Annotated in this window: 23 protein-coding genes and 1 other RNA gene; 20 read left to right on the top strand and 4 right to left on the bottom strand. The window is 43.0% G+C overall.

Annotated elements, in window-relative coordinates; genetic code table 11:
• Window positions 1-37: 37 nt before the first annotated feature.
• Entirely contained in the window at window positions 38-1,162 is a 1,125-nt protein-coding gene (locus tag QYG89_RS02230) for an IscS subfamily cysteine desulfurase (RefSeq protein ID WP_404314101.1), read from the bottom strand.
• Between the two features lie 105 nt (window positions 1,163-1,267).
• On the opposite strand from QYG89_RS02230, the gene nadB reads away from it, so the two are divergent.
• From nadB to rpmG, 12 genes are all read left to right on the top strand, one after another.
• Entirely contained in the window at window positions 1,268-2,863 is a 1,596-nt protein-coding gene (gene nadB, locus QYG89_RS02225; RefSeq protein ID WP_404314099.1) for an L-aspartate oxidase, read from the top strand.
• The gene (gene nadC, locus QYG89_RS02220) at window positions 2,832-3,710 is read left to right on the top strand and encodes a carboxylating nicotinate-nucleotide diphosphorylase (RefSeq protein ID WP_404314097.1); all 879 of its coding nucleotides are present in this window, start codon (window positions 2,832-2,834) and stop codon (window positions 3,708-3,710) included. Before nadB ends, nadC begins: the two co-directional genes overlap by 32 nt.
• Window positions 3,688-4,791, top strand: a complete 1,104-nt coding sequence (gene nadA / locus QYG89_RS02215; protein ID WP_404314094.1) for a quinolinate synthase NadA — start codon at window positions 3,688-3,690, stop codon at window positions 4,789-4,791. The genes nadC and nadA overlap by 23 nt, the downstream gene beginning before the upstream one ends.
• Window positions 4,792-5,014: 223 nt before the next feature.
• Window positions 5,015-6,550: a SafA/ExsA family spore coat assembly protein gene (gene safA, locus QYG89_RS02210; protein ID WP_404314092.1), complete on the top strand. Its 1,536-nt coding sequence runs from the start codon at window positions 5,015-5,017 to the stop codon at window positions 6,548-6,550.
• Window positions 6,551-6,656: 106 nt separating this feature from the next.
• Window positions 6,657-7,505 carry a phosphotransferase gene (locus QYG89_RS02205; RefSeq protein ID WP_404314090.1) on the top strand — a complete coding sequence of 283 codons (849 nt, stop codon included), beginning with the start codon at window positions 6,657-6,659 and terminating at the stop codon, window positions 7,503-7,505.
• A gap of 72 nt (window positions 7,506-7,577) precedes the next feature.
• Window positions 7,578-8,204, top strand: a complete 627-nt coding sequence (locus tag QYG89_RS02200; RefSeq protein WP_404314088.1) for a YhcN/YlaJ family sporulation lipoprotein — start codon at window positions 7,578-7,580, stop codon at window positions 8,202-8,204.
• 139 nt (window positions 8,205-8,343) lie between these two features.
• Window positions 8,344-9,756: a LysM peptidoglycan-binding domain-containing protein gene (locus QYG89_RS02195; RefSeq protein WP_404314607.1), complete on the top strand. Its 1,413-nt coding sequence runs from the start codon at window positions 8,344-8,346 to the stop codon at window positions 9,754-9,756.
• 174 nt (window positions 9,757-9,930) lie between these two features.
• On the top strand, window positions 9,931-10,932 hold the full coding sequence (locus tag QYG89_RS02190) for a permease (protein WP_404314086.1): 1,002 nt from the start codon (window positions 9,931-9,933) through the stop codon (window positions 10,930-10,932).
• Window positions 10,933-10,948: 16 nt separating this feature from the next.
• The gene (locus QYG89_RS02185) at window positions 10,949-11,893 is read left to right on the top strand and encodes a TIGR03943 family putative permease subunit (protein WP_404314084.1); all 945 of its coding nucleotides are present in this window, start codon (window positions 10,949-10,951) and stop codon (window positions 11,891-11,893) included.
• 172 nt (window positions 11,894-12,065) lie between these two features.
• Window positions 12,066-13,241 (top strand): hypothetical protein, encoded by a 1,176-nt coding sequence (locus QYG89_RS02180; protein WP_404314082.1) that lies wholly within the window; start codon window positions 12,066-12,068, stop codon window positions 13,239-13,241.
• 39 nt (window positions 13,242-13,280) lie between these two features.
• The gene (locus tag QYG89_RS02175) at window positions 13,281-14,465 is read left to right on the top strand and encodes a GTP-binding protein (RefSeq protein ID WP_404314080.1); all 1,185 of its coding nucleotides are present in this window, start codon (window positions 13,281-13,283) and stop codon (window positions 14,463-14,465) included.
• A 24-nt stretch (window positions 14,466-14,489) separates the two neighbouring features.
• On the top strand, window positions 14,490-14,639 hold the full coding sequence (rpmG, locus tag QYG89_RS02170; protein ID WP_404314078.1) for a 50S ribosomal protein L33: 150 nt from the start codon (window positions 14,490-14,492) through the stop codon (window positions 14,637-14,639).
• A 58-nt stretch (window positions 14,640-14,697) separates the two neighbouring features.
• Here the strand turns inward: rpmG and ssrS are convergent.
• Window positions 14,698-14,884, bottom strand: a non-coding RNA gene (gene ssrS, locus QYG89_RS02165) — 6S RNA.
• Between the two features lie 110 nt (window positions 14,885-14,994).
• Between ssrS and QYG89_RS02160 the strand changes: the two genes are divergently transcribed.
• The 7 genes from QYG89_RS02160 (at window position 14,995) to yajC (ending at window position 19,942) form a co-directional block, all read left to right on the top strand.
• Window positions 14,995-15,198 carry a hypothetical protein gene (locus QYG89_RS02160; RefSeq protein ID WP_404314076.1) on the top strand — a complete coding sequence of 68 codons (204 nt, stop codon included), beginning with the start codon at window positions 14,995-14,997 and terminating at the stop codon, window positions 15,196-15,198.
• 184 nt (window positions 15,199-15,382) lie between these two features.
• Window positions 15,383-15,994 (top strand): Holliday junction branch migration protein RuvA, encoded by a 612-nt coding sequence (gene ruvA / locus QYG89_RS02155; RefSeq protein WP_404314074.1) that lies wholly within the window; start codon window positions 15,383-15,385, stop codon window positions 15,992-15,994.
• A gap of 236 nt (window positions 15,995-16,230) precedes the next feature.
• The gene (gene ruvB / locus QYG89_RS02150) at window positions 16,231-17,232 is read left to right on the top strand and encodes a Holliday junction branch migration DNA helicase RuvB (protein ID WP_404314072.1); all 1,002 of its coding nucleotides are present in this window, start codon (window positions 16,231-16,233) and stop codon (window positions 17,230-17,232) included.
• Window positions 17,229-17,435, top strand: a complete 207-nt coding sequence (locus QYG89_RS02145; RefSeq protein ID WP_404314070.1) for a DUF2905 domain-containing protein — start codon at window positions 17,229-17,231, stop codon at window positions 17,433-17,435. Before ruvB ends, QYG89_RS02145 begins: the two co-directional genes overlap by 4 nt.
• 19 nt (window positions 17,436-17,454) lie before the next feature.
• Window positions 17,455-18,483: a tRNA preQ1(34) S-adenosylmethionine ribosyltransferase-isomerase QueA gene (gene queA / locus QYG89_RS02140; protein ID WP_404314068.1), complete on the top strand. Its 1,029-nt coding sequence runs from the start codon at window positions 17,455-17,457 to the stop codon at window positions 18,481-18,483.
• Window positions 18,484-18,512: 29 nt separating this feature from the next.
• Window positions 18,513-19,652 (top strand): tRNA guanosine(34) transglycosylase Tgt, encoded by a 1,140-nt coding sequence (gene tgt, locus QYG89_RS02135; RefSeq protein ID WP_404314066.1) that lies wholly within the window; start codon window positions 18,513-18,515, stop codon window positions 19,650-19,652.
• A gap of 26 nt (window positions 19,653-19,678) precedes the next feature.
• Window positions 19,679-19,942 (top strand): preprotein translocase subunit YajC, encoded by a 264-nt coding sequence (gene yajC / locus QYG89_RS02130; RefSeq protein WP_404314064.1) that lies wholly within the window; start codon window positions 19,679-19,681, stop codon window positions 19,940-19,942.
• A gap of 116 nt (window positions 19,943-20,058) precedes the next feature.
• Here yajC and QYG89_RS02125 read toward each other — a convergent pair whose 3' ends face one another.
• Window positions 20,059-20,430, bottom strand: a complete 372-nt coding sequence (locus tag QYG89_RS02125; protein ID WP_404314062.1) for a TIGR04086 family membrane protein — start codon at window positions 20,428-20,430, stop codon at window positions 20,059-20,061.
• A gap of 97 nt (window positions 20,431-20,527) precedes the next feature.
• Between QYG89_RS02125 and QYG89_RS02120 the strand changes: the two genes are divergently transcribed.
• A complete protein-coding gene (locus QYG89_RS02120; protein WP_404314060.1) occupies window positions 20,528-21,172 on the top strand; it encodes a DUF421 domain-containing protein in 645 nt (214 codons plus the stop codon).
• Between the two features lie 56 nt (window positions 21,173-21,228).
• On the opposite strand, the gene spoVB is transcribed toward QYG89_RS02120, so the two are convergent.
• Window positions 21,229-22,764, bottom strand: coding sequence for a stage V sporulation protein B (spoVB, locus tag QYG89_RS02115; RefSeq protein ID WP_404314058.1), 1,536 nt, complete (start codon window positions 22,762-22,764; stop codon window positions 21,229-21,231).
• Window positions 22,765-22,766 lie beyond the last annotated feature (2 nt).

Genomic DNA, 22,766 nt, shown 5'->3' with positions numbered 1-22,766 from the left:
TTGCTGTTTTTATTCTAGCATAAGATCCATCCCTGTTCTAACAGGAAATGACGGATGTGATTTCAAGAAGAGCCTCACCAAGCTGTCCCATTTCTTCCGGAGTTGTCCGGCTGCTGAATGAAACGCGGAAAAACTGCCTTGCCTCTTCTATGGAATAACCCATAGCCTGGATCGCCTTCGTGCCGGTTTCTGAGCGGGAGTCACATGCACTCCCTGTTGAAATAGCGAATCCCCGTTCGTTTAGTTTCAGTAAAACGAGCTGTCCTTCTATACTAGGTGCGGTCAATCCAATAATCGATGGAAGCTGGCTTGCTTCATCACTTTCAATCCAGCGAAAAGGAGAGTTGGCCAGTTTCTTCTTTAACCCATTTCGAAGCTCCCATTCTTTTTCTAAATTGAACGTTTGACACGCTTTTTCCGAGGCTGCGATAAAAGCAGCAATGGCAGGTACATCTACCGTTCCTCCACGAAACCCATTTTCATGAGTTAAACCAGGAAAAAGAGGGGACCAGCGGATAGAAGGATGGATGTACGCCGCTCCGACTCCTTTTGGACCGAATAGTTTATGGGAAGAAAGTGAAAGACTGTCTACCCATGGAAGCAGCGGGCAAAGATCCAGTTTTCCGAATGCCTGAACACAATCTGAATGGAATAAAATACTTTTCTGCTTTAATAATCTTCCAATGTCTTCAATTGGATGGATCGCTCCAATTTCTTGATTGGCATATTGCAAGGAAACGAGAACGGTATCAGGACGAATCGCAGCGGCCACTGTTTCCGGTTCTATCGTTCCCTGTGAGTTAAGAGGGAGTTTTGTAATGTAGAAACCTTCTTTTTCCAAATAAGCCATCGCCGCATGAACAGACGAATGCTCCGCTAATGATGTGATGATGTGTTTCCCTTTTGTTTTTGATGCTTGTGCGAGTGAAACGATGGAGAGTAAATTGCTTTCTGTTCCACCTGATGTAAAGTAAATGCCGTCTTCTTTGCCGCCAATCAGCTGAGCGAGCGTTTTTCGGCATTGTTCGAGTAAAAAGAGGGACCGGCTTCCTTCATCATGAAGACTTGAGCTGTTGCCGAAAAACTCTCGGCTCGTTTGTATATAAACAGACAGTGCTTCTTCACTCATCGGTGTAGTAGCGGCATAATCAAAATAGATCAATAGATTTTCCTCCTACATAAAAGGATTTAAAAAAAGACTTGTCATTAGTTTAAATTTATGTAAACATATGTGTCAAGACACCTGTTAAAACAAGAGGGGAAAACAATGGACAAACAAGCGGATGTGATTATTGTTGGCAGTGGACTTGCTGCTTTGCAGCTCGCTCATCATTTACATTCATCCTATCATGTGATTATTCTCACAAAAACGATGATTCGACAAAGTAATTCTTATATTGCTCAAGGCGGAATTGCCGCAGTGATTGATAAAGAAGACAGCATTCATTCGCATGTGGAGGATACGTTAAAAGCAGGAAGATATCATCATTTTACTGAGGAAGTGGGAAGGTTAGCCAGTGAAGGGGCGGGAGCGGTAAAAGAATTAATTGCCAGCGGCTTTTCTATTGATAGAGAAGCGGATGGACAACCGTCTCTTGGACTTGAAGGTGCGCATAGTGCGAGAAGAATCATCCATTCTGGCGGTGATGCAACAGGACGGTATACAGTTGAACATTTGCTGGAACGTCTGCCTGTTAACATTGACATTATTGAAGGAGAGATGGCTTATGAGTGTATACTGTCGAAGGATCGTTCCACTTGCCTTGGTGTAAAAACAAAAAATAAAGACGGTATGATTCGCCGTTACTGGGCACCGCACATTGTTTTGGCAGCGGGCGGAGCCGGAGCTATTTATCCATTTACATCGAACCAGCCGACGTTAACAGGAGACGGAATAGCGATGGCTTTCCGTGCTGGAGCGGAAATAACCGATATGGAGTTTGTTCAATTCCATCCGACATTGCTTTTTATAGATGGGGCAACGAAAGGATTGATTTCTGAAGCTGTCAGGGGAGCGGGTGGTAGATTAGTGGATGAGAATGGCATCCGCATAATGGATAAGATTCACCCGTTAAAGGACTTAGCACCACGCCATATTACTGCCTATGAAATTTACCAGACACGAGCAAATGGGAAATCTGTTTTCTTAGATATTCGTTCGATTCCCCATTTTGAAGAGAAGTTTCCAACCGTCACCGCGTTATGTGAACGGAATCATGTGCCAATTAGTAAAGGACTCATTCCAGTCGCTCCTGGCAGCCACTTTTTAATGGGAGGAATCTCGACGGATTCCAACGGATGTACGACAGTTCACGGGCTGTATGCAATTGGGGAGACAGCGCACAGCGGTGTTCATGGTGCTAATCGTCTTGCAAGCAACTCCTTGCTTGAGGGTCTAGTGTATGGAAGAAGACTTGCTGACTTTATTAATAGCCAGGTTGCAGCAGATAAAAAGCGTGAGGAGACTTTTGGTTATAAAGAACAAATGAAAAATAGATTAGCAGCCGAACTGTCGAGAGAAGACTTGCAAACTCGTACGATGAAAGCTGCGGGCATCATCCGTACGCAGGAGAATTTAGCAAGCCACATCAGTTATTTAGAAGACAAAGGTTTTCAAAAGTGGATAAACAGCGGCTTAGACGAGCTGAATATAGAAAATATAGAAAAAGTGTACATGCATATCAATAGTTATTTAATCAGCCTGGCAGCCTTACTGCGGGAAGAAAGCCGTGGAGCACACATCCGTACAGATTTTCGTACAGAAGAAAGGAACTGGTACGGTAAAAGAATTGTGCAGACGATAGCCGGAATAAAGATAAGGGGTGGGCAGCATGAACGAGATCAAATTAGAATCCATGCTTAAGCAGTTTTTTATCGAGGATATTGGAGACGGAGATTTAAGCGGAGAAGCACTTTTTACCCGGGATGAAAGAGGAGCGTTTACTTTACTTGCGAAAGAAAGTGGAGTTTTTTGTGGAAAACAAATTTTAGAACGCGGCTTCGCATTGATTGATCCTTCTTCTATCGTACGTATAAACAAGGAGGACGGCGAGGTTGTTTCTCCCGGAACGATCATTGCGGAAGTAGAAGGAACGATGCAGGGGCTGTTACAAGGGGAGCGTGTCATCCTTAACTTAATTCAGCGTATGTCGGGAATTGCTACGGCTACAGCAGAAGCGGTGAAACAAACAGCAGGAACAAAAGCGAAAATTTGCGATACTCGAAAAACAACACCCGGGCTGCGAATGCTGGAGAAATATGCTGTGAAAACGGGCGGGGGCTATAATCACCGCCGTGGATTATACGATGCTATCATGCTGAAGGATAATCATATTGCTTTCGCCGGCGGTATTAAGCAGGCAGTGGAGAAAGCGCGTGATGCGATTGGCCACACTGTAAAAATTGAAGTGGAAATTGAAACAAAGGACCAACTCATAGAAGCAGTAGAAGCCGGTGCCGACATTATTATGTTCGATAACCGGACACCTGAAGAAATTAAACAATGGCTGCCGCTTGTGCCAGAACACATTGCGACGGAGGCTTCTGGAGGGATCTCATTTAGCGGCATCCGTCCATTTGCAGAAAGCGGCGTTGAATGGATTTCACTCGGTGCACTCACTCATTCTATTCGTGCTTTAGACATTAGTGCCAAAGTGATAGCAAAGTCTTTGAAGGAGGAAGTCAGTCATGTCTATCATGGAAATCATTAAACAGTCATCTTTTACATTGCCGGAAAAATACCGTGAGATGGAAACAAAAGAAATGGAAGAGCGTATAAGAGAGATCAAGCATCAGCTTGGAGAGGCATTGTTTATTCCCGGTCATCATTATCAGCGTGATGAAGTCGTTCAATTTGCTGATGCCATAGGTGATTCTTTACAGCTCGCTCAAATTTCTGCAAAGAATAAGCGAGCGAAACACATCGTATTTTGCGGTGTTCACTTTATGGCGGAAACAGCCGACATTTTGACAACAAAGGAACAAACTGTGATTTTACCAGATATGCGTGCCGGCTGTTCGATGGCAGACATGGCGGACATCTATCAAACAGAAACAGCGTGGAAAGAATTACAGGCTTTATTCGGTGATACGATGCTGCCGCTCACGTACGTAAATTCAACAGCAGCCATTAAAGCTTTTGTCGGCCGCAATGGCGGCGCTACTGTAACATCGTCTAATGCCCATGCTATGGTTAAATGGGCTTTTGAACAAAAAGAAAGAATTCTATTTTTGCCGGATCAGCATCTAGGCCGCAATACCGCCTTTGATTTAGGTGTTGAGCTTGATGAAATGGCAGTATGGAATCCAATTAGTAATGAACTAGAATATGAGGGAAGCTTGAGCCGGGTAAAAGTGATTTTATGGAAAGGTCATTGCTCCGTCCATGAAAATTTTACAGTAAAGAACATTGAATATGTTCGAAGCACATATCCGGACATGAAAATCATCGTTCATCCAGAATGCACCCGTGAAGTTGTCGGCTTGTCTGATGATAATGGCTCGACTAAATATATTATTGAAGCCATTGAAGGAGCAGAGCCGGGAACTGCCTGGGCCATTGGAACGGAAATGAATCTCGTTAATCGCCTCATTCAGCAGCATCCAGATAAACAAATCATCTCATTGAACCCGAATATGTGTCCATGTCTGACGATGAACCGTATCGATTTACCGCACTTATTGTGGTCACTTGATACGATCGTGGAAGGCGGCGAAGGGAATATCATTAAAGTAGATGAACAAACAGCTCGTGAAGCGGTTCTTGCATTAGAACGCATGCTAAATAGATAACTAAAAAACATCCGCCGTCGTGCGGATGTTTTTTAGTAGTGAACAAAGAGTTTAAAACCACCACTAAATAAAGTTGCAGATTGAGGAATCTTTCTTTTCAATTTCGGCTACAGTCATTCTTTTACTCATAACTTCTCTTATAAGCTCATACAATTTGGTGTAGGTTCGTTCACAAATTCGTATCGCTCACATATACTACGACGAATGCCTGAGGAGGGAGAAGATGAGAATCCATATTGTTCAGAAAGGGGACACACTCTGGACGATCGCTAAAAAATACGGAGTGAACTTTGATGAGCTCAAAAAATTAAATGCCCAGCTCTCTAATCCGGATTTGATTATGCCAGGGATGAAGATTAAAGTACCGACACCGGCGGGATCACCAAAAAAGGAAATGCCAAAGAAGGCTAAGGAAGCACCAATTGTACCTTCGCCCGCACCGGTAAAAGAGCAGCCGGTACCTGTTCCTCCGATAGAAATAGAAGAAGAACAACCGATGCCGATTTCCCCGGTAACAGAACAGCCGATGCAGATTCCTCCGGCAAAAGAACAGCCCAAGCCGGTTTCTCCGGTGAAAGAGCAGCCAATGCCGGTTTCTCCGGTGAAAAAACAACCTAAGCCGGCTATGCCGCCGCTTCCTCCTATTATACCGGAAGTGGAGATTAATCAAATTTTTCAAATGAACATGAATCAAATGCAACAAACGGTACAGCCGCAAGCTCCGCCTTCGGTTCCGAATCCACCTGCTAAGCCAAACAATATTTTTCCGGGGCTTGGTAAAAAAGAAGAAGAGATAGAAAGCCCGAGTCTGCCAATTGCACCGCCGCCTATGCCAGAAATGGAGATGGCACCACAATTACAAGGGGGATGTACTTATCAAATGAATCCATGGATGAATATGCATCAGATGGCTCCACAAGTTCAAGGGTATGGAATGCATCCGGGGCTTTATCCTCATTGGTGCGTACCAATGCCGATGCAGCCTTCGTACGGTGCGGTTGAGAATGAGATGATGCAAGCACCGCATAGTGCAGTTGAGAACAAGATGATGGAGTCGCCGGAACAAACACCACCGAATTATCCAATGATGGAGTCGCCGGAACAAACACTACCGAATTATCCAATGATGGAGTCACCGGAACAAATACCACCAAATTATCCAATGATGCATTACCCGTCACCAGATCAAGTTCAAGGTATGCAAGAGCAAATGCAGGCAATGCCAATGCCTTATGCTCCACAAATGTATCCAGCTCCATCTTATCCAATGCAGCCATATCCGACACCTGGAAATTGTGTGCCGGTGACACCCGTGATGCCAGGATCAGGTTATTGTCCGCCGTATGGAATGGGAATGATGCCACATCCTCCAATGGGATATGGAATGGAGTCACCTGAATATATGATGCCATCGAATGTGATGGGAGCAAATCAGCCGATGGTTCACCCCGCTATGATGCCGCCGAATGTAATGGGAGCAAATCAGCCGATGGTTCAGCCAGCGAATGTAATGGGAGCAAATCAGCCAATGGTTCAGCCAGCGAATGTAATGGGAGCGAATCAGCCGATGGTTCAGCCTGCAAATGTCATGGGGGCGAATCAGCCAATGATTCACCCGGCTCATATGAATGATTATTATCATCACCCAATGATGCATCCGTCATATGGAATGGCAATGCCGTATCAGCAGCCTCCGTCAAAATTACCGGGACAGTCGGGCTGCGGCAGCCAGCGTTTTGATGAAGAGGATGAAGAATAATTTCCATCAGGGAGACGGATTGACAACCCGTCTCTTTTTTCTGTTACCTGCCTATTTGAATGAAGAAATACAGACTATTCTTCCATTAAAAAGAGGCAAGTGGATCGTGAGGACAACTAAGCATGTATGGTTCGTTAAAAGATACACATCCTTGTTTCAATTGGAAAAACAATTGAAGTTATGCCGCGTTTTGAAAGAAGCTGGATTTTCACAAGTAATCTCTTTTCATCCTGCTTCTCCTGTTAGATTGGAAAAGCAAGTCTTTGCTATCCTGCCTTTTGTCCAGCCGGCAAAAAAAATGTTTAGTTTTCAGACGAGAATGGAAAGAGAAGAGGCTCTCCAACTGCTTGCTTCGTTTCATCGGCAAACAGAATGTGTTTTTAAATCGGTCAGTGCGGAATTTCCTGTGTTTGATCAACTGAGCGTTTGGCATAAAAGGCTGGCGGATTTTCAACAGGTATTTCCAGAACTTTCTCGTTATTTTCCTCCGTCTATTTTACAGCGCTATGCAGAAATGGGAGCATGGTGTCTGAATGGGCTGCTAGTCAGACCGCAGAAGGAGGAAAAAAATGCTATTATTCACGGGGATGTAGCTGCTCATAACTTTTTGCGCTCAGCTGATGGAGTATTGTATTTAATTGACTTCGATTTAGCTGCCCGGGCTCCTGCTATGACTGATTATGTGCAGTGGGTGAATCGGGTACTGCCGCTCGTTGACTGGGATTTGGAAGAAATAATGAAACATCGTGTCGTTTCTAACTATACACATAAAAAAAACTGGCTGCTTTATGTGTTGTTCCCTTCTGATATTTTTCGCGAATGCCAGCGAGTTATTCATATGAATGCTTTTGGAAAAAACCCAATATATGAACATGCCTATGATCTTGCTGTTAAATCATTTGCGCAGCGGGAGCATTTTTTCAGGAAATGGAAGAAGGAATGGGAGAAACAATAAGCATAAGAACACTCCACTTCTGCAAACTAAGAAGGGCATTGTCTGCCCGAATACAAGTTCAGGGGTGGAATCATGCAGAAAACATTAAAAGTTTTTGCTGTATTTTCTTTAACGGCAAGTCTCGCTGCGTGCGGCACAGCAAAAGAGAGCGGCTATGGCGGAACGATGAATCAACCCGAACAGCAGGGATATTATTCAGATACAGGGTATGAAAAGAAACAAGATCGTTATTTGCGCGTCGGTGAAAGTGATCATCCGCCAAACCCAACTAAACCGCTTGCTAAGGAAGACCGTAATTTTTTTGAGCGCGATAATGAGCATCCTCATAGCAGGGACGTGAATTACCATGGTAATAGAGGGCTGCCCGATCATCGAACGAAAAGCTCTTACTATACAAACTACAACGGCAGGCTTGCGGAACAACTGGCAGCCAAGGCAGGAACGGTTGAAGGGGTGCATGCAGTTCAGACGTTTATCAATGAGAAGGAAATTATCATCGCTCTTCAGCTCACAGAAAACAGTAATGCTCAAACAGTCAAAAAACAGGTGAAACAAACAGTAGCGGATGATACAAAGGGCGCTAAGGTAAAGGTAACTACTAATAGCGGGACTTTCAACTACATCCGCAATTTGGATAATGGATTACGCGATGGCGGGCCGATTGACTTAAAAGATACCCGCTTTAGCAGGGATAAATAAACAGAGGTGCTGGCGAATGCCGGCACCTCTGTTTATTGTTATCTTTCCGATGAAATAGTGTATTTGGAGGGAGGTGGTTGCCTTATAGTTTAAGGGTGCATATGTATAGTGGTATGACAGGGATTTGGAGGAGACAATGATGATTATACATGTAATACGAAGAGGAGAAACGCTAGATCAGCTTGCTCGGCAGTATGGAGTAAGATCATCCCGGATTGCAGCAGTAAATGAACTGCCTGATCCTAGCCGCCTTGTGGTTGGTCAGGCGCTGATTATTCCTATTTCCGCCCGCCGGCACACGGTGAAGACAGGGGAAACGCTTTATCACATCGCCCAGCAGCATGGAGTGGAAGTAAATGATATGATACGAATCAATCCAATCAGTGATCCGAATAAAATAACCCCTGGGATGGTTTTATATATTCCACCGAGAAGGCATACCGTGCGGGAAGGGGAAACATTATCGCGAATTGCTCAGTACTATGGAACGGATGTGGGGGAACTGATGAAGTTAAATCGTATTCAGCATCCGACTGCTATTTATCCTGGACTTGTCCTGGAAATTCCATTTACAAAGCCTGTGATAGACGTAAATGCGTACACGATTAATATGGGAGAAGAAGGAGCCCAAGAAGTGCGTAAAGTAGGTGATTATTTAACGTATGTCGCCCCATTTGCTTACATTATGAAAGCAGACGGCGGGCTGGAATCAATAAATGATGAGGCGACACTTCAAGCAGCTCGTGCCGAGAGAGTGGTTCCAATGATGTCTATTACGAATTTTACTGCAGGAGATCCAGGGTCTCGGCTTGCTCATACCATTTTAGGAAGCAGGGAGCTGCAAGAAAAGCTATTGACCAATATACTTGAGATAATGAAAAGAAAAGGCTACAGAGGGCTGAACGTCGACTTTGAAAACGTGTTTCCAGCAGACCGTGAGCGGTATAATCAATTTTTGCAGCGGGCAGTTGACCGGCTTCACCCCGAGGGTTTTTTTGTTTCTACAGCGCTTGCTCCTAAAGTAAGCAGTGATCAACAAGGACTCTTGTATGAAGCGCATGACTATGAAGCCCATGGACGGATTGTAGATTTTGTTGTGTTGATGACGTATGAGTGGGGTTATCGCTTCGGTCCCCCACAGGCCATTTCTCCACTCAATCAAATTAAGCGAGTCCTCGACTATGCAGTGACCGTCATCCCGAGAAACAAAATCTTTTTCGGTTTTCAATTGTATGCCCGTGACTGGCTTCTTCCGCATAGACGAGGGCAGGAAGCGCAGACGTTTGATATGCAGGAAGCTGTCCGCCGTGCAGTCAAATATGGAGCGGCTATTCAGTATGATGAAGCATCCCAATCACCTTTTTATCGGTACATGGATGAACGGGGGCGCATGCACGAAGTCTGGTTTGAAGATGCCCGCAGTGCCCAGGCAAAATTTGACCTCGTGAAAGAATATGGGCTCCGCGGCATCAGTTACTGGGTGCTAGGCTATCCATTCCCACAAAATTGGTACCTGCTGCAAGATAATTTTAGAATACGGAAACTTGGGTGATTTAAGAATAACAAAAACACTGCCAACCTCTGTTTGATGTTGGCAGTGTTTTTAATCATAAATGGAAGGGAAGTGGCTGCAGGTGGAGTTAGTTTATTAAATTTTTAGTTCTACTTTTGGTGTAACTCATATACATAGAATAGTACGAAAAACAACAAAGAAATGGGGGATTGTATGGTTCGTTGGGGAAGGACAACCTTGATTGAATTCACTGGATTATTGGCAGCAGCTGTAGGGGTCTATTTTTCAATGTTTGGCGGATGGGTGATGAAGCAGGACTTTATTGGGGAAATTCCGTCATCACTCTTGCAGCTAAATACTATCTTTTTAAGTATTTTAATTGAAGCCGTACCGTTTGTGTTAATTGGTGTGCTGATCGCGGGGGTTATTCAAATTTTTGTGACTGAACAACATATTCAGAAATGGATTCCCAAGAATAAGTTTTTAGCAGTGACAATGAGCTGTGTGATAGGAGCTTGTTTTCCAGCGTGTGAATGTGGAATTGTGCCAATCGTTCGCAGGCTTGTTGCTAAAGGGGTTCCTATTTATGCAGGAGTCGGCTTTTTGTTGACCGGGCCGCTGATCAATCCCATTGTTATTTTTTCTACTTACATGGCTTTCGGTAATGATCTAAAGATGGCGGGTATGCGTATGATTGTTGGTTTTGCTGCAGCTCTGATTATTTCTTTAGTTGTTAGCTTGTTCTATAAAAAAAGTCAGCTAAAAGAGACGAGAGATGAGCCAATGAAAGCTATGAATGAGAAGGCTGCTTTTTCTGTTCGATGTTGGGACATGCTGAAACATTCTATCGATGAATTCTTTGATATGGGTAAATATTTAATTATCGGCGCTTTTTTTGCTGCATTTATGCAAACGTATATTTCGACGCAAACATTGTTGCAAGTTGGTGAAGGTTTGATCTCTTCCACATTAGTTATGATGGCACTAGCCTTTATCTTATCACTTTGCTCAGAAGCAGATGCGTTCATCGGTGCCTCTTTTCGACATGTATTTCCTGAGTATTCTATCTTGGCATTCTTAATTTATGGTCCGATGATTGATTTGAAAAATACACTCATGCTTTTAAGTGCGTTTAAAATGAAATTCGTTCTTCAGTTAGTGATGTTAATTACAATCGTGGTGTTTATATGTATTAGCATATTAGATTGGCTGTAGGAAGGGGGAGAAAAAGATGCACTTTCGCTTTCAACAAGCCTTGCGGGCGATCACAATATTTGCTTTTTTTCTTTTTTTGATCAAACTCCATCTTGGGGGAGACATCACAAAATACATCAATCCGAAGTATGTGCTGTTCAGTCAAGTTGCTGCTGTTTTGTTTCTATGTTTGTTCTTTGTACAAATCCAGCGAATTTGGACGGAAAAGCATACACATGATGAGCATTGTCATCATGGATGTGGTCATGATCATGGCCATTCATCCGGTTTATCAGTTAAAAAGGTTCTTTCCTACTTCATTATCATATTTCCGTTAATCACAGGCTTTTTATTACCTGCTCAAATATTGGATGCCTCGATTGCTGCTAAAAAAGGAACGGTACTGACTATACCGGCAAAGATTCAAGAACAGACAGAGAGCGAACCGGAGTTGAGTCTTCTAGAAGACTCAGCAATTGAAACAGAACGAAATCCTTATACTTCTGAAAATGGAGAGGGGAGTTTTGAAGATCAAGAGCCGCTGCCGAATCCAAATGAAATGACGGATGCAGAATACAAAGAAAAAATAAAGCAGCTCGATCACTCGGCAATCATTGATATGAAGGATGAAGTGTTTGAACCGTATTACGGAGAGATCAACGCTGATCCTGAAAAATATACTGGCAGAACAGTAAAATTGACGGGATTTGTATACAAAGAGAAAGGACTTCAAGCTAATCAAGTAGTGATCGCTCGATTTTTAATTACTCATTGTGTGGCAGATGCAAGTCTGATTGGTTTTTTAACTGAGTTGGATGAGGGACAGGCTGTGAAAGAAGATACATGGCTGGAAATAGAGGCGACAGTAAAGGTTACATTGTATAACAATGAGAAATGGCCAATATTGAAAATGACATCTTGGAAAGAGATTGCCGAACCCAATGAGCCATATGTATATCCTGTTTTAACAAGAATAAAATAGCTGCTGAAAAGAAAAAGGTCATTCTAAGTTTTGTTTGATTTATAAAAAACACTTGCAAATAGTAATGATTACGTTTTATTATAAGTTGGAAAGCTAAAATGAAAAAGTAAATAAATTTTTTTCTGTTTTAAATCGTAATGATTTTGATTTATGTAGAGGAGGTGAGAATCTTTTGATTGATTGGATCATTATTGGTGGAGGCATACAAGGCTGTACCGTTGCTTCATTTTTGATAAAAAGCGGAAAAACAACAATAGAACGATTACGCATGATCGATCCCCATTCTAAGCCATTATTTAATTGGAAGAGAATGACGGGGTTAATAGGAATGCCATTTCTTCGCTCTCCGTTTGTTCACCATATAGACGTTTCACCGTTTAGTCTTCAATATTTTGCAAAGAAAAATTTTTCTCTAGATCATTTTTATGGAGGCTATAAGCGGCCTTCATTAGATTTGTTTAATGCGCATTGCGATGAAACGATAAAAGAAGTAGACATGGAGAAGTGCTGGATTCAAGGCCGAGTAAAGAAAGTTGAAAGGGATGGAGAACGGTGGACTGTTCAAACAGAAGACGGGGCTGTCTTGCATAGTAAATATGTTGTCATTGCAATTGGAGTAACGGAACAACCTATTTGGCCAAAATGGGCGAAACAGGTAAAGAAGATGAATCGTTCACGAATTTGTCATGTTTTTGATCAAGAAGTTCAGACTGTTGAAGAATTTGTACCTCCTTTTCTGATCATTGGCGGTGGGATCACTGCAGCCCATTTAGCTATTAAGTTAAGTGGACAATTTCCGGGTCAAGTTACACTTTTAACCCGCCATCTGTTTCGCATTCATCAATTTGACAGTGATCCAGGCTGGCTAGGACAAAAATATTTACGCTTATTCCAACAAATCGGTTGTTTTCATGAACGGAGAAAAAAGATCCAGCAGGCTCGAAATAAAGGGTCGATGCCAAAAGATGTGTACCGGATATTACGTGCTCTTCAAAATACGAAGAGCTTGAACGTTATCAAAGACGAAGTCGATGCTAAATCGATTGTAGTAGAGAACCAGTATATAAATATTCGACTGAGTCATTCAAGAGAGCCGATGCAGGCAGGGAGCATTCTCTTGGCTAATGGATTTGACCCTTCTCTTCCAGGGAAAGGATGGCTTCATGCACTGATTCAACAGGAAAACCTAACGTGTGCTAATTGTGGCTATCCGATTGTTTCACAAGCATTGGAGTGGTGTCCTCATTTGTTTGTGGCGGGCGCTCTTGCTGAGTTGGAGGTAGGACCTGCGGCTAGAAACATTGCAGGAGCAAGAATGGCCGCAGAAAGAATTGTAACGGGCATATAAAAATCGTAATAATATCGATTATCATTTTTGGGGGATGACATGAAAAAGAAAATTCCAGTTACTGTATTGAGTGGATACTTAGGATCAGGGAAAACAACTCTTTTAAATCATATATTAAAAAACAGAGAAGAGAAAAAAGTAGCTGTTATTGTGAATGACATGAGTGAAATTAATGTTGATGCTTCTTTCATTAAACAAGGCGGGTTTTCACGGACAGAAGAAAAACTTGTGGAAATGCAAAATGGCTGCATCTGTTGTACGCTTCGGGAGGATTTAATTAAAGAGGTGGAAAAGCTTGCTGCAGACGGTGACATCGATTATATCGTGATTGAATCAACGGGAATTAGTGAACCGGTGCCAGTCGCTCAAACATTTACATATGTAGATGAGGAATTGGGCATTGATTTATCAGCTTTTTGCCGTCTGGACACGATGGTAACAGTCGTCGATGCGAACCGCTTCTGGCATGATTTTGCTTCTGGGGAAAGTTTGCTTGAGCGTAAAGAGGCGACAGATGAAACAGACACGAGAGAAGTAGTTGACTTATTAATCGATCAAATTGAATTCGCCAATGTAATCTTACTGAATAAAATTGATTTAGTACAAGAAGAAGATGTGCTTGAATTAAAAGCAGTGCTGCAACAGTTGAATCCAGAAGCGCGCATTGTTTTAACGGATCATAGCAAGCTTTCATTAGATGAAGTGCTTGATACGCATTTATTTGATTTTGATAAAGCCAGTCAAGGAGCCGGCTGGATCAAAGAGTTGAACAATGAACATACGCCGGAAACGGAAGAGTACGGCATTTCATCTTTCGTTTACCGCAGGCATCTCCCGTTTCACCCGGAGAGACTTATGAGCTGGCTGGAGGGCTGGCCAGTAGATGTCGTGCGGGCGAAAGGATTTATTTGGCTTGCTTCCCGCAACAACATGGCAGGAATATTGTCACAAGCCGGTCCATCTATTATTTTTCAAGGAGCGGGGGAATGGGTTGCGGCTTATCCTGAACAGGAGCAGAAGCAAATGCTGCAGGAAGAGCCCGAGCTGTTAGAAAGATGGCATGAAGAATATGGAGACAGAATAACAGAAATCGTCATGATTGGCATAGGCATGGATCGACCTCAAATTGAACAATCTTTAGACGCCTGTTTGTTAACAGAAGAAGAACAAAAAGAAGAGTGGTCTTTATTGGCAGATCCGCTTCCACCGTTCATTACGGCTTAATAACATTTTAAGGAGAGAAAAAGAATGAGAGTAAATATTACGTTAGCATGCACAGAAACAGGAGACAGAAATTATATCACAACGAAAAATAAGCGTACGAATCCAGAGCGTTTAGAATTAAGAAAATATTGCCCGCGCTTAAAAAGACATACGCTGCACCGTGAAACGAAGTAAATGAAATGCATCAAAAAAAGCCGGCTTCCTTAGAGGAAACCGGCTTTAAGTATGTAATAGAAAGGCCGCAGTTGCCGTACGTTTAATGAAGTTTTAAAACCACCACTCCATAAAGTGGGTGTTTGCAGAAACGTTCTTATCGTCCTCGCCAGTGACGTGGCATGATAGTCCAGCTTCAATTTAAAACTCCCTATTTCAGCTTAAAGGTTAAAACTTTATTAAGGTTACGCACAACGCAGCTGATATGTTTATATTACATAAATGCATGAATAAAAGCAACGTTAAATTTATCCATGATGTTTAATTTTTTACGAGCAGGGAAAAAACAAATAAACAATGAAAGCGAGGGAGAATCATGAAGATCATCAATGTTGAGCTTCAATATGATCAGAAAAAGGTAAAAGGTGATGTCAGCCGTACGTTGAATAATCTCTTGAAAACCGAAGGAATCGAAGTCCTGTCTGTTCATGAAGAGACCTCTCAAGGAGAAGCACCGCCGCTTGATACGATTCCCGATACAAACTCTGCCGGTGCAGGAGGTATGGGTTCCCCCGATTAACTATATTTTCGAGCATGCCGCCTAAGAAGGCGGTTTTTTTGTTTGTTCCTTTTTCTTTTTGGCAAAAATGAAATCAAAGTCGATTTCAATGTCAGAACAAATGTTTCTTTTTCATTTTTTTTCACGAGTTAATCGTGGTATGATACAATGGAGAACAGTGTGTAATATAGGGGAGCGAATACATTTGTATGAATACATAAAAGGCAGCGTAACGTTCGTAGGGCCGGAATATGTTGTGATTGAAAATAGCGGCATCGGCTTTCAAGTGCTCACGCCGAATCCGTTTGCTTTTTCGAAATATGAACAACAGATGATCACTGTATATGTGTATCAGCATGTGCGTGAAGATGTACTGGCTTTGTATGGATTTGTTTCTATAGAAGAGAAGCGCTTGTTTGAGAAGTTGATTTCTGTCTCGGGCATTGGACCAAAAGGTGCGCTCGCTGTACTGGCGAGCGGTGAGCCGCAGCAAGTAGTGTCGGCTATCGAACAGGAAGATGAGAAGTTTTTGACTAAATTTCCGGGTGTTGGTAAGAAAACGGCCCGCCAAATGATTCTTGATCTAAAAGGAAAACTAGCTGATGTTGTGCCGGAATTTTTTCCGAATTTGTTTCAGCCTGATGGTATAGAACAGAAACCGGCTTCATCTGCTGAACTCGAAGAAGCGCTGCTTGCACTTGAGGCGCTGGGCTATTCAGCTCGGGAAATTAAGAAAATCAGCCTAAAATTAAAAGCGGAACAGTTAACGACAGACCAGTATATACGTAAAGGTCTGCAGCTTTTGTTAAATGGCTAAAATGAAACTTTTATCAATGGGGGTTTCATCCCCCATTGATTGTACAAGGAACTCAGGCTAAGAACGCCACGTCCTGTGGCAACGCCTGAGTAACCAACATCTTGTTGGTCCGAATGGATCGGGCGTTTACCGGCAGTTGATCCTCCGCCCATGACTCTTAGAAACAGCTAAAACCTTGAGGCAGGGGACTTACTTCCAGTTAATTCCGGATAAATGAATGAGGGAGTGATTACGCGATGGAAGAACGCATCGTTTCTGGAACGGCTGAAATGAATGAGCTGTATGAAGAACAATCGCTGCGTCCTCAGACGTTAAAACAATACATTGGTCAGGAGCAAGTGAAGAACAACTTAGCCATTTTTATTGAGGCAGCGCGGCAGCGGCAGGAAACCCTCGATCATGTGCTGTTATATGGGCCTCCTGGGCTTGGAAAAACAACGCTTGCGGCCGTTATTGCTAATGAAATGGGAGTGCAAATGCGGACGACGGCCGGGCCGGCCATTGAACGACCGGGCGATCTTGCTGCTATTTTGACAGCACTTGAACCGGGAGATGTGCTGTTTATTGATGAGATTCACCGTCTGCCGCGGGCGATCGAGGAAGTGCTCTACCCAGCAATGGAAGACTTTTGTCTGGATATTGTTATTGGGAAAGGGCCAAGTGCGCGGTCTGTACGTCTAGATTTGCCGCCATTTACGTTAATTGGAGCAACGACACGAGCCGGTTCACTTTCAGCGCCGCTTCGTGACCGGTTTGGCGTATTAAGCCGCCTCGAATATTATAGCGAGGAACAGCTTGGGGAAGTCGTGATGCGGACAGCGGATATTTTTCATACAGCCATTGATCAGGCTGGTGCTCATGAAATTGCCCGCCGTTCAAGGGGAACGCCTCGAATTGCCAACCGGCTTTTGAAGCGAGTGCGCGACTATGCTCAAGTGCGCGGCAACGGAAAAATTACGTATGACATAGCAGAAGAGGCGCTTGAACTGCTTCAAGTGGATCGAATGGGGCTTGATCATATTGATCATAAGCTGCTAAAAGCGATTATTGAACGGTTTCGCGGAGGCCCGGTCGGCATTGAAACGATCGCTGCAAGCATCGGTGAAGAAGCAGAAACCATTGAAGATGTGTATGAGCCGTATTTACTGCAGATTGGCTTTTTGCAGCGTACACCGAGGGGGCGGGTGGTGAGTGAATTAGTTTACCGCCATTTTCGAATGGAGGCGCCGGCTGAATGAGTGGAATTGGGAAAACATTGATGCTTTTAGGTGTTATTCTCTTTGTTGTTGGACTCGTTATGCAATTTGTTAAAATCGGCCGGCTGCCCGGCGACTTATTATTTAAAAAAGGAAATACAACATTTTACTTTCCAATCATGACGTCCATTATCGTTAGTGTAGTGTTGTCACTCATTTTTTATATGATCGGAAAGTGGAAATAAATAGATAGGGATGAAGAAAGTGAAAGTAGAGGATTTTGATTTTAATCTTCCGGAAGAATTAATTGCGCAAACACCGCTGGCTGAGCGGACAGAAAGCCGCTTGATGGTACTGGATAAGGAAACAGGTAAGGTTACACATGAAGTATTTAAGCACATTACTTCTTTTTTGCAACAGGGTGATTGCCTTGTACTCAATGACACGAAAGTAATGCCGGCCCGCCTGTACGGTGTAAAAACAGAAACAGGGGCAAAAATCGAAGTGCTCCTCTTGAAGCAGGAGGACGGCGACCGATGGGAAACGCTCATTAAACCGGCAAAGCGAATTAAAAAAGGAAGTCAAATTACGTTTGGAGACGGCCGTCTTTCGGCGGTTTGCATAGATGAAAAAGAGCATGGCGGCCGAATATTAGAGTTTTCGTATGAGGGAATTTTTTATGAGGTACTCGACGAATTGGGAGAGATGCCGCTTCCGCCTTATATTAAAGAGCAGCTGAGAGAGCGCGATCGTTATCAAACTGTATTTGCAAAAGAGCGAGGATCAGCCGCGGCTCCGACAGCAGGGCTTCATTTTACTGAAGAGTTGTTAGAGGACATACGGAAAATGGGCGTACACATTGCATTTCTGACGCTGCATGTTGGTCTTGGCACGTTTCGCCCAGTGTCTGTTGATACGATTGAAGAACATGAAATGCACGCCGAGTTTTATCACGTATCCGAAGAAACAGCCCGCCTGATTCAGAAAGTGAAAGACGAAGGCGGCCGTATTATTAGTGTGGGAACGACATCAACGCGTACATTGGAAACCGTCGCTCGCGACCATGACGGCCGAATCGAGGCGGCGAGCGGATGGACGGACATCTTTATTTATCCAGGATTTAAGTTTCAAGCGATCGATGGCATGATTACGAATTTTCATTTGCCGATGTCGACGCTTATTATGCTCGTTAGTGCACTTGCCGGGAAAGAGCATGTGATGAATGCTTATAATGAAGCAGTGAAAGAAAAATATCGCTTTTTCAGTTTCGGCGATGCTATGTTAATTAAATAATAGAATGTTGGAAGCGAGGTGGCATTGATTTGCCAGCGATTAAATATGAATTAATTAAAACGTGTAAACAAACAGGGGCACGTCTTGGACGGGTTCATACACCACATGGGAGTTTTGAAACACCTATCTTCATGCCGGTTGGAACATTGGCAACTGTTAAAACGATGTCTCCAGAAGAATTAAAAGAAATGGGTGCCAATATTATTTTAAGTAATACGTACCATCTCTGGCTGCGTCCGGGCCAAGAAATTGTGAAAGAGGCGGGCGGTCTTCATAAATTTATGAACTGGGACCGGTCCATTTTAACGGATTCCGGTGGTTTTCAGGTGTTTTCTTTAAGTGAATTTCGTAAAATTGAAGAAGAAGGCGTTCATTTCCGTAATCATTTAAACGGAGATAAGTTATTTTTATCCCCGGAAAAAGCGATGGAAATTCAAAATGCCCTCGGCTCAGATATTATGATGGCGTTTGATGAATGCCCTCCTTATCCGGCGGAATATGATTACATGAAGCGTTCAGTCGAACGGACATCACGCTGGGCAGAGAGATGTTTGAAAGCCCATGCCCGCCCAGAAGATCAAGGGTTGTTTGGAATTGTTCAGGGTGGAGAGTATGAAGAGTTGCGCCGTCAAAGTGCCCAGGACCTTATTTCGCTTGATTTTCCTGGATATGCCATCGGCGGTCTATCTGTTGGAGAGCCGAAAGATGTCATGAACCGTGTTCTTGAATTTACTACTCCATTTTTACCGGCGAACAAACCGCGCTATTTAATGGGAGTAGGCTCACCAGATTCTTTAATTGATGGCGCCATTCGCGGAGTAGACATGTTCGATTGTGTGCTGCCGACGCGGATTGCGAGAAATGGGACACTCATGACGAGTGAAGGACGGCTCGTTGTGAAAAATGCTAAATATGCCCGCGATTTTGGCCCGCTTGATGAAAATTGTGACTGCTACACGTGTCGAAATTATTCACGTGCTTATATTCGTCATTTAATTCGAACAGATGAAACGTTTGGTATAAGACTTACAACTTACCATAACTTATATTTTCTGATAAAATTAATGGAACAAGTGAGAGAAGCGATTAGAGAAGACCGTCTGGGGGATTTCAGAGATGAATTTTTCGAGGCCTATGGATTTAACCGTCCAGATGCGAAAAACTTCTAGCATCGTTCTCGGAAAGGGGTGAAATTATGCAGTCAATTATTATGCTCGTGTTAATGTTTGTAGTGTTTTACTTTTTGCTTATCCGTCCGCAGCAAAAGCGGCAGAAAGCAGTGGCACAAATGCAAAATGATTTACAAAAAGGTGATAGGGTCGTTACGATCGGCGGGTTGCACGGCTTTATCGATGCCATTGAAGAAGGTACGGTTGTGATTAAATGCGGGGACGGCAGTCGTCTGACGTATGATCGTTCTGCGATCCGTGAAGTATCTGAAAAAGCGGCTGGACAATAAACAAAAGAAAAGCAAATCACTCCAAGTGGGGAGGATTTGCTTTTTCTTTTTGGCTTTGACTATGATAATGATTATTGTTGATTGAAGCGAAAATTAATAGGGAAGTTTAACAAATTCTATTTTTTGGATGAGACATTTACTCCGAGAACACCGCCCATCATCGCTGTGATGATGAAACAAAGGTGATAGACCAGCTGCTCCCATTGAAAGACGGAATCGTGGCCAAGGTATTGATACAACATCATAATGATGCTATATAAAAGTCCAGCTGCCCCTCCAGAAAGCCATCCTTTATTGCCTGAGAGTTTCCCTGAAATGAAGCCCCCAATAAATAATACGAGAAACGAAGCGATGGTAATGGAAAGCAGCAAGGATGATTCAGTTAATGAACTGAATCGCAAAATTAAAGAAAAGATTAGGCTGCATACTGCGGCAAAAGCGAAAATGACGGCTGTTCCATACATAATCCCATAACTGAAAGGTTTCACGTTAAAGCCCTCCTTAATTTCCATTGTTTGTTCTTCATGTTTTTTTGATTTAGGTCCACACTAAAAACAAATATGAATGAACATGAAGGGGAGTCTTATGGTTTATTGGACAATCATTTTCCGAGCGATATTTTTATATATCGTTATTTTATTTGTATTTCGGCTGATGGGCCGGAGAGAAATTGGTGAACTGAGTATTCTCGATCTCGTTGTGTTCATCATGATTGGTGAAATGGCGGTCATGGCCATTGAAGAACATGATGATCCACTGATGCATACGATCGTGCCAATTATCGTATTAGTACTTATTCAAATTTCATTTGCTTATGTTTCACTTAAAAGTGTCAGATTCCGCGAGTTTATTGAAGGCAAACCAGAAATCATCATTAGGCATGGAGAAATTGACGAAAAGGCGATGCGAAGACAGCGATATAATTATCATGATTTGCTTTTGCAAATGCGTGAAAAGGATATCCGGCATATTGATGATATAGAATTTGCCATTTTAGAAACGTCAGGGAGTCTGTCAATATTGCAAAAAGAAAACAAACGAAAAAATGGCTCGTTTACATTGCCGCTTGTACTTGATGGGGCAATTCACTATGAGCATCTACAGATGATAAACAAGACAGAGCAATGGCTTATTCGAGAATTGGCAAGCAGAGGATACAAAGACATAGAACGGATTTCTTTCTGCAGCTTTCATGATGGCCGTTTTTTTATTGATGAAAAAGATAAGTGAAAAACGGCTTGTTATTTTATGCTGCATGAATGGGTGATTCTCTGTAAATAAACGTTCTATTTTAGAAAAGGAATCCGCGATAAATCCCGCTTTGTAACGAGTCCAAACATAATAGAAATAACAAAGTAGCAAAGGGTAGTAGTGACTGCCCCAGCCGCCAGATAAGTGACAGGGCGGAATTCACTAAGCAATAGTTCGTTTAATGAACGGCTAATGAAAAAGGACGAAACCATAGCAACAGTAAACATAACGTATTGGCGTACATTCACTGAAATCGAAATCTTTTTAAACACAGTGGCTAAATGCAGCAGCGTGACGAGTAAAATACTCGCAGCCATACCAAGAGCAGCTCCATATATGCCAAATTGCGACTGCGAGGCAAAAATGAAAATAACAGTCAATTTGACAACTGCCCCAATCAAGCTATTGATCATCGCTGCATTCGCTAAATTTAACGCCTGCAAAACAGCTTGGAGAGGACCTTGATAGTAATAAAATAAGAAAAAAGGAGCCATTAATGTGATAAAGCGGGCGCCATTTGATGAGTGATACATAAATTGCATGAGCGGCTCCGCGTATAAAAACAAAAGCAAAACAGAAAGTCCTCCTGTGACAAGACAGAAACGGAGTGCTTCTTGCACGCGGTGTTCGAGTACCTGATGTTGTTTTTTAGCATACGCTTCACTGACAGCTGGAACGAGAGATGTGGATAAAGCTAATGTAACGAATGAAGGTAAAAACATGACCGGCAGCGCATATCCCGTTAATACGCCGTATTCTTTTGTTGCAGTAATGGCTGTGACACCAGCAATAGCAAGACTTTGTGTCACAACAATCGGTTCAAAAAACCATGCCAGCGAACCGATCATCCGGCTGCCAGTCGTTGGTATAGCGACTTCAAACAGTTCTTTTGCCGTTTCTTTGCCATTACGAATGGCCCGAAAAAAACGGCGGCGAAGCAGAAAGTTCTTATTAAACCGAAACATTAGCAGTAAATAAAGCAGTGAAATCAATTCGCCGCAAGCAGCCGCAGCCATGGCCCCAGCTGCTGCAAACTCGATTCCGTAGGGAAGCATTTTTTTCGTAAAGAGGGCAATTAAACCGATCCGGACGACTTGTTCCAGTACTTGAGAATAAGCAGCTGGCTTCATGTTTTGTCTGCCTTGGAAGTACCCGCGCAAAACGGACGAAACGGCAATGATCGGGATAGCAGGTGTAATAGCTATCAAAGGATAATATGTGCGCGGATCAGTAAATAACACTTTGGATAAGTAAGGGGCAAGCAGCAAGAGTGCCGGCGTAAAAAGTAGTGATAAGGATAGGGTGATAGATAGTGAGACGGCTAAGATTCGTTTCATTTTTGCGACATCGCCTCTTGCTTCAGCGGCAGCCACACTTCTAGAAATCGCTACAGGCAGCCCTATTTGCGTCAGTGTAACGACAAGAATAAATGATGGAAAGACCATCATATATAGCCCGACGCCTTCTTCACCGATCAGGCGGGCGATCACAATTCGATTGACAAAACCAAGTATTTTTGTAATGAACATAGCAGCCATTAAAACGAGAGTCCCTTTTAGAAACTTTGACATCT

The sequence above is a fragment of the Bacillus lumedeiriae genome, assembly GCF_044891285.1.
Classification (GTDB): domain Bacteria; phylum Bacillota; class Bacilli; order Bacillales; family Domibacillaceae; genus Pseudobacillus; species Pseudobacillus lumedeiriae.
The sequence above is the reverse complement of the archived record's forward strand: the minus strand, read 5'-3'. Positions and strand labels throughout refer to the sequence as shown.

What these genes read in the sequence shown, in the direction of transcription:
- ruvB (WP_404314072.1), top strand. Translation starts at nt 16,231, where the DNA reads ATGGAAGAACGCATCGTTTCTGGAACGGCTGAAATGAATGAGCTGTAT.
- QYG89_RS02145 (WP_404314070.1), top strand. Translation starts at nt 17,229, where the DNA reads ATGAGTGGAATTGGGAAAACATTGATGCTTTTAGGTGTTATTCTCTTT.
- QYG89_RS02195 (WP_404314607.1), top strand. Translation starts at nt 8,344, where the DNA reads ATGATTATACATGTAATACGAAGAGGAGAAACGCTAGATCAGCTTGCT.
- spoVB (WP_404314058.1), bottom strand. Translation starts at nt 22,764, where the DNA reads ATGTCAAAGTTTCTAAAAGGGACTCTCGTTTTAATGGCTGCTATGTTC.
- rpmG (WP_404314078.1), top strand. Translation starts at nt 14,490, where the DNA reads ATGAGAGTAAATATTACGTTAGCATGCACAGAAACAGGAGACAGAAAT.
- QYG89_RS02175 (WP_404314080.1), top strand. Translation starts at nt 13,281, where the DNA reads ATGAAAAAGAAAATTCCAGTTACTGTATTGAGTGGATACTTAGGATCA.
- QYG89_RS02160 (WP_404314076.1), top strand. Translation starts at nt 14,995, where the DNA reads ATGAAGATCATCAATGTTGAGCTTCAATATGATCAGAAAAAGGTAAAA.
- QYG89_RS02200 (WP_404314088.1), top strand. Translation starts at nt 7,578, where the DNA reads ATGCAGAAAACATTAAAAGTTTTTGCTGTATTTTCTTTAACGGCAAGT.
- QYG89_RS02120 (WP_404314060.1), top strand. Translation starts at nt 20,528, where the DNA reads ATGGTTTATTGGACAATCATTTTCCGAGCGATATTTTTATATATCGTT.
- yajC (WP_404314064.1), top strand. Translation starts at nt 19,679, where the DNA reads ATGCAGTCAATTATTATGCTCGTGTTAATGTTTGTAGTGTTTTACTTT.
- QYG89_RS02190 (WP_404314086.1), top strand. Translation starts at nt 9,931, where the DNA reads ATGGTTCGTTGGGGAAGGACAACCTTGATTGAATTCACTGGATTATTG.
- nadA (WP_404314094.1), top strand. Translation starts at nt 3,688, where the DNA reads ATGTCTATCATGGAAATCATTAAACAGTCATCTTTTACATTGCCGGAA.
- QYG89_RS02185 (WP_404314084.1), top strand. Translation starts at nt 10,949, where the DNA reads ATGCACTTTCGCTTTCAACAAGCCTTGCGGGCGATCACAATATTTGCT.
- safA (WP_404314092.1), top strand. Translation starts at nt 5,015, where the DNA reads ATGAGAATCCATATTGTTCAGAAAGGGGACACACTCTGGACGATCGCT.
- nadB (WP_404314099.1), top strand. Translation starts at nt 1,268, where the DNA reads ATGGACAAACAAGCGGATGTGATTATTGTTGGCAGTGGACTTGCTGCT.
- nadC (WP_404314097.1), top strand. Translation starts at nt 2,832, where the DNA reads ATGAACGAGATCAAATTAGAATCCATGCTTAAGCAGTTTTTTATCGAG.